8 protein-coding genes are annotated in these 6100 nt (G+C 70.4%); 2 read left to right on the top strand and 6 right to left on the bottom strand.

Annotation, left to right across the window (positions count from 1 at the left end):
- Positions 1-5: 5 nt before the first annotated feature.
- From AB0F40_RS13165 to AB0F40_RS13190, 6 genes are all read right to left on the bottom strand, one after another.
- The gene (locus tag AB0F40_RS13165; RefSeq protein WP_357467702.1) at positions 6-536 is read right to left on the bottom strand and encodes a DUF4190 domain-containing protein; all 531 of its coding nucleotides are present in this window, start codon (positions 534-536) and stop codon (positions 6-8) included.
- A 122-nt stretch (positions 537-658) separates the two neighbouring features.
- Positions 659-1165, bottom strand: a complete 507-nt coding sequence (locus tag AB0F40_RS13170; RefSeq protein ID WP_357467705.1) for a DUF4190 domain-containing protein — start codon at positions 1163-1165, stop codon at positions 659-661.
- A 138-nt stretch (positions 1166-1303) separates the two neighbouring features.
- Positions 1304-1846 (bottom strand): DUF4190 domain-containing protein, encoded by a 543-nt coding sequence (locus AB0F40_RS13175; RefSeq protein WP_357467708.1) that lies wholly within the window; start codon positions 1844-1846, stop codon positions 1304-1306.
- Between the two features lie 97 nt (positions 1847-1943).
- Positions 1944-2726 carry a GNAT family N-acetyltransferase gene (locus AB0F40_RS13180; protein WP_357467711.1) on the bottom strand — a complete coding sequence of 261 codons (783 nt, stop codon included), beginning with the start codon at positions 2724-2726 and terminating at the stop codon, positions 1944-1946.
- A complete protein-coding gene (aspS, locus tag AB0F40_RS13185) occupies positions 2723-4513 on the bottom strand; it encodes an aspartate--tRNA ligase (RefSeq protein WP_357467714.1) in 1791 nt (596 codons plus the stop codon). The genes AB0F40_RS13180 and aspS overlap by 4 nt, the downstream gene beginning before the upstream one ends.
- A gap of 158 nt (positions 4514-4671) precedes the next feature.
- A complete protein-coding gene (locus AB0F40_RS13190; protein ID WP_357467716.1) occupies positions 4672-5484 on the bottom strand; it encodes an RNA-guided endonuclease TnpB family protein in 813 nt (270 codons plus the stop codon).
- A gap of 20 nt (positions 5485-5504) precedes the next feature.
- Here AB0F40_RS13190 and AB0F40_RS13195 point away from each other — a divergent pair, with 20 nt between their 5' ends.
- Complete coding sequence (locus tag AB0F40_RS13195) at positions 5505-5777, top strand: hypothetical protein (RefSeq protein WP_357467719.1); 273 nt, start codon at positions 5505-5507, stop codon at positions 5775-5777.
- A gap of 138 nt (positions 5778-5915) precedes the next feature.
- Complete coding sequence (locus AB0F40_RS13200; RefSeq protein WP_357467722.1) at positions 5916-6044, top strand: hypothetical protein; 129 nt, start codon at positions 5916-5918, stop codon at positions 6042-6044.
- Positions 6045-6100: the final 56 nt, after the last annotated feature.

A 6100-nucleotide genomic window follows, 5' to 3' on the forward strand; every position in this document is an offset into this window, starting at 1 on the left:
GCGCGTCAGTAGGTCGAGCTGGACTCGCTGAAGAACCCCTCGCGGAACTCCGGGATGCTGAACGCGATCGCGATGAGGGTGCCCGCAAGGAGCGTCAGGCCGATCGTCACCCAGCCCGTGATGATGCCGCCGAGGGCCAGGCCCGCGTTGTTCGCCAGGCCCTCCTTCTGCGCCTTTCGGCTCAGGTGTCCCGTGATGACGGCTGGGATGGCCGCGAGGAAACCGACGAAGCAGCTGAACAGCATGACGATGCTGACGATGCCCAGCACGAGGGACCACACGCCGAGCGCGTTCTTCTCGGGAGGAGCAGCGGGATAGCCGTAGGGCGCTCCGTACGCGGGCTGGGGCTGGTACGGCCCGGGCTGGTAGGCGGGCCCCTGCTGGTACGGCTGCTGCAGGCCCGACGGCGGGAACGGCTGCTGATAGGGGCTCGGCACTGCGGCCTCACCTGGCACCGGGGTCGGGCCGGGGGCCGGCCCCGAAGTGTTCTGCTGCGGCGGGTCGTACGGGGACTGCCACCCGTCGGGCTGGGTCATCGCGCTGCCTTCCATGCTCGGCGCGCCGGGCGGCGCAGGACATAAACCTACAGGTCAGCCCGCCACGCCCGGACGAGGTTGGATATCTCGCCACGGGTGTGCCGGGCTGACCGCGGGCCGACTCAGTAGGTCTCGGAGTAGCCGCTCTCGAGCTCCTGCTCGAAGCCGTCCTGGAACGACGAGTCGCTGGCAGCGAAAGCGAAGAGGAAGATCAGGAAGCCGACGTAGATCGTCGTCCACGCGATGCCGACCCAACCGGTGATGATGCCCGCGAGCCCCATGCCCCCGTTGTCCGCCTGGCCCTCCTGCTGAGCCTTGCGGCTCTTGTGCCCGGTGATGATCGCGGCGATACCCGTGAGCAGGCCACAGCCCAGCACCGCCAGGATGCCCAGCACGAGCGACCACACGCCGAGGCTGTTCTTCGGCATCGGTGCGCCGTAGGCGTACGGCTGACCGCCCTGCGCGTAGGCGGGGCCCTGCGGCGTCTGCTGGTACGGCGCCTGCTGGTAGGGCGCCTGCTGGTACGGCGAGGGCTCCCCCGGAGCCGCTCCCGGCTGTGCCGGGGGCTGGCCCTGCTCAGGCTGCTGCGGCGGGTCGTACGGCGACTGGCCGCCGTCAGGCTGGGTCATCGTGCTGCCTTTCTGCTTGCGTTGTGCCGGGGTCGACCCGGCGCGGAGATGCCAAACCTACAGGTCAGACCGCGGGTGCGGCACGTCGTTCGTATGGGGAGGCCTACCCACCGTCGACCCTCGACCCGGGCGGGAGGGTCAGTAGCCGGTCATGTCCCGCATCTCGTTCATCTCGTAGAAGCTACCGAGGCCTCCGGCGAACAGCCCCGCCGCGATGGCGACCACGAAGAACACGATGGCGAGCAACGACAGGGCCACGTTGATCCAGCCCAGGATGAGACCTGCGGTCCCCATCCCACGGTTGTTCGCGAGGCCTTCGTCGGCGGCCCTGCGGCTCATGGTGCCCGTGATGATCGCCGCGATGCCGAGCACGAAGGGGCAGAACACATAGCTCAGGATGCCGGTGATCAGCGACCAGACGGCGAGGTCGTTCTTGGGCGGTGACGGCGCGTAGCCGTACTGCTGGGTGGCGGGATCCCCCGGCTGTCCGTAGGCGGCGGGCGCCCCGGGCAGCCCGTACGGCGAATGCGCACCAGGCTGGCCCGACGGATCGTTCGAGGTGGGGTCGGTCGGGGTGCCCGGTGGCTGCTCCGCGTTCAGCGACGACTCCGGTGGCGGCGTGAACGGTGTCTCCGGATCGCGCTGCGGATCGCGCGGTGTGCCACCTTCGTTCTCGGTCATGAGGCTGCCTCTCAAGATCTGGCTTCCAGGCACCGGGACCGGCGCCCCGCCCCCACCTAATCAGTCTTGTCGCAGGCCCGCCCGGTAAACACGCGGGTCAGGCGCGGTGCCACGTCTCCACCTCGTGCGCCAGCACGAAGCCGAGCCGCTCGTAGACCCTCCGCGCGGCGACGTTGTCGTCGTACAGCCCGAGAGTCACCAGCCCGCGCTCGGCGACGCCGTCCGCCGTCATGCGCGCCGTCAGGGCCCCGGCGTACCCACGGCCGCGGACCGCCGGCAGCGTGCCGATCGAACCCAGGTGGACCGCGTCGCCCGGGACGGGCATGGCCGAGCCGACCGCGACGAGCGCCCGTGAGCCGCGCCCCGATACCTCCGGAGGCAACCGGACCCCGTACCAGCGTGCGCGGCGCGCGCGAGGTCCGCGCACCCCCTGCCGCGTGCTCGGGTTGGCCACGGCGAGCACGTCCGCGATCTCGTCGGCGTCGCGGTCCAGGTCGAGCAGCTCCACGACGGCCCCGCCGGCGTCGGGCACCTTCGGTGCGGTCTCGGTGACCATCCGGTCCCAGGTGGTGGCGGGTGCGAGGCCCCAGCCGGAGAGCGTCTCTCCGGCCAAGGCCCCGGAACCGCGCGTGATCGTCACACCGCGCACCGTGTCGTCGGGCGTCACCGTGCCGAGCAGTGCCGCAACGCGCGCCGGCTCGCCCACCGCCGCGTAGACGCGTCCGGCGCGCTCGCCCGTCGGGTCGACGAGCTCGACGACGCCGGCCGCACCGGCGTCGTCGGGCCCCGTGCTGTCCGTCCACGACCGGGTGACGTCGAGAAAGTCGGTCCGGACGGCGTGGAAGACGTGGTCGAGCCCGTGCCGGCCCAGCCGGGTCACGCCGTGGTGGCCGCCACGGGCGCTGCGGCCTCCGGCTGGAAGTCGACGCCGGCCTCCTTGCGCTGCTCGGGCGTGATCGGAGCCGGTGCCGCGGTCAGCGGGTCGAACCCGCCGCCCGACTTCGGGAACGCGATGACGTCGCGGATCGAGGCCGACTTCGTCAGGAGGGCCACGATGCGGTCCCAGCCGAACGCGATGCCGCCGTGCGGCGGGGCGCCGAACGCGAAGGCGTCGAGCAGGAAGCCGAACTTCTCCTGCGCCTCCTCCTGACCGATGCCCATCACCTCGAAGACGCGCTCCTGCACGTCACGGCGGTGGATACGGATCGAGCCGCCACCGATCTCGTTGCCGTTGCACACGATGTCGTACGCGTAGGCCAGGGCGTCGCCAGGCGCCTGCTCGAACGTGTCGATCCACTCGGGGGTGGGCGACGTGAACGCGTGGTGCACAGCGGTCCAGGCCGACGAGCCCAGGTCGACGTCGTCGTCCTCGCCCGCCGGCTTGAACAGGGGGGCGTCCACGATCCAGACGAACGCCCAGGCGTCCTCGTCGATCTGGCCGGTCCGGTGCGCGATCTCGACGCGCGCCGCGCCGAGCAGCGCGCGGGAGTCGGACGTCTTGCCCGCGGCGAAGAACACCGCGTCGCCCGGCTCGGCGCCGGTGACCTTCGCGAGGCTCGCCCTCTCGTCGTCGGACAGGTTCTTGGCGACCGGGCCGCCGAGCTCACCCTCCTCCGAGAACGTGACGTAGGCGAGGCCGCGCGCGCCGCGCTGCTTGGCCCAGTCCTGCCAGGCGTCGAACTGGCGGCGGGGCTGCGATGCGCCACCCTGCATGACGACGGCGCCCACGTACTCCGCCTGGAACACCCGGAACGGCGTCTCCTTGAAGAAGTCGGTGAGCTCGACGATCGGGTTGCCGAAGCGCAGGTCGGGCTTGTCCGAGCCGTACAGGCGCATGGCCTCGTGGAACGTCATGCGCTGGATCGGGGTCGGGATCTCGACGTCGATCAGGGCCCAGAGCGCCTGGAGGATCTTCTCGCCGAGCGCGATGACGTCGTCCTGCTCCACGAAGCTCATCTCGACGTCGAGCTGCGTGAACTCCGGCTGGCGGTCCGCGCGGAAGTCCTCGTCGCGGTAGCAGCGGGCGATCTGGTAGTACCGCTCCATGCCGCTGACCATGAGGAGCTGCTTGAACAGCTGCGGCGACTGCGGCAGCGCGTACCAGGAGCCGGGTGCCAGGCGGGCAGGGACCAGGAAGTCGCGCGCGCCCTCCGGGGTGGACCGGGTGAGCGTCGGGGTCTCGATCTCGACGAAGTCCTGCTCGTCCAGCACGCGGCGCGCGGCCTGGTTCGCCTGTGAACGCAGGCGGAGCGCGGCGGCCGGTGCCGGACGGCGCAGGTCGAGGTAGCGGTGCTTGAGGCGCGCCTCCTCGCCGATCACCTCGGTGTCGGCGAGCGCGGTCGAGACCTGGAACGGCAGCGGAGCCGACTCGTTGAGCGTGACGACCTCGGTGGCGACGACCTCGATCTCGCCGGTGGCGAGGTTGGGGTTGGCGTTGCCCTCGGGGCGACGGCCGACCTCGCCGGTCACCTGCAGCACGAACTCGGCGCGCAGCGGGTGGGCGATCTCCTCGTCCCGGATGACGACCTGGGCGATGCCGGAGGCGTCACGCAGGTCGATGAACGCGACTCCCCCGTGGTCACGGCGGCGATCGACCCAGCCCGTGAGGGTGACGGTCTGGCCGATGTGCTCGGCCCGTAGTGAGCCGGCCGTGTGGGTGCGGAGCACTGAGCGTTCCTTTCGTACGGAAGATGGGGGTCCCGTCGCCGGGCGCCCTGGCGGGCGGTGCGACGACGTGCGAGCGCCTCGGGGCGCGCGGACGAGTCTACGGCGTGTTTCAGAAGTCGTGAGGCTTGTGGAACGCCGCCCTTCTCGGGCGTCCAGGTTCAGACCGCTGGTGCGGTCTGGCTGGTTCCTACGTCGTCCAGTCCCTTGCCGCCACGTCCCGGTGGGGCGGGGTGGGTGGGGGTGTCCTGTCGGTAGGCGTTGTCGACGGGGCCGGCTGCTTGACGGTCCCCGACCCGGACGACACCACGCCCCGCACCGTCGGTCACGGCGGGGGTGTGGTTCTCGGCCCAGGCGGCGAGATTGACGGCGGCATTCAGATCCCGGTCCATCACGTGCCCACACTCGTGGCACTCGAACATCCGGTCCGTCAGCGCCAGGCCCTTGCGGAGCGTGCCGCAGGTGGAGCAGGTCTTGGACGACGGGAACCACCGGTCCGCGAGCAGGACGTGTCCGCCGCGCCAGGCCTGCTTGTAGGTGATCTGCCGGGCGAGCTCACCCCACGCCGCATCACTGATGGCGCGCGAGAGGTTGCGGTTGGTGGTCATGCCGGTGATGTTCAGGTCTTCCAGGACCAGCCGGGCGTGGTTCTTGACCAGCTGGTTGGACACCTGATGCAGGTGGTGGTTACGGCGGTCACGGATCCGGGCATGCTGCCGCCCCAAGCGGACGGCAGCCTTCTGACGGTTCCTTGATCCCTTCTTCTTCCGCGACACCGCACGGGACAGGCGCCGTAGACGCGGCAGGCCTCGCCGCAAGGTCCGTTGGTTACCGGCCCGCAGGACTTCGACGCCGTCGGACGAACCGGCGACGGCCAGCGCGTGCAGGCCACGGTCCACACCCACCCAGGCCCTGGCACCCGACTCGGAGCGCAGGTGGTCACGTCTCTCCGCTCCTTGAGCGACCTCGAGCACCAGCGCACGCGCTGGGGAAAGTGTCTGATGACGGGGCGTACTACGACGACCTGGATCTCAGTGTTCACGTCCTCTACGACGACACCACGGTGCTGCCCGACCCGGTCGAGAGCGTCGGATCGATCATCACGGCCGACGAGGTTGACGTGTTGGAGAAGCTCAACTCCGTCCTGGAGCCGATCATCGCCGGGCTGGGCGACGAGCCCGACGCGGCGTACCTGGCGCATCCGGACTGGAGCGCCGTCGTCAGCGCCGCCGCCGACGCTGTCCAGGTTCTCGAACGGAACAGCTGAGACGCTCAGGTATGAGCGACGAATCGTGCCCGGTGGGACCTCTCGGACCCGACAGCGAGAGTCCGACCGTCGATCCCAGCAGCATACGGCGAAGCTGGGCGACCGCTCCGCTCCCTGCGGCGCGATCTGCGGCAGAAGATGATCGAGGTCGCCGACAAGGCCGAGGCCGCCGGCGGCAAGGCCATGGTGTACCTGCTCCTGCCCGGCCAGCCCTTGCTGAACCTGACCCTAGCCTCGATCATTCACTTGGTGGGTAGCCCGGCCTGAGCGGTTCGTCCGATTTGGTGGTTGGCGCGTCTTGGGCATGGTTGCCGTGCGCGTGT

This window comes from Promicromonospora sp. NPDC023987, assembly GCF_040639055.1.
Classification (GTDB): domain Bacteria; phylum Actinomycetota; class Actinomycetes; order Actinomycetales; family Cellulomonadaceae; genus Promicromonospora.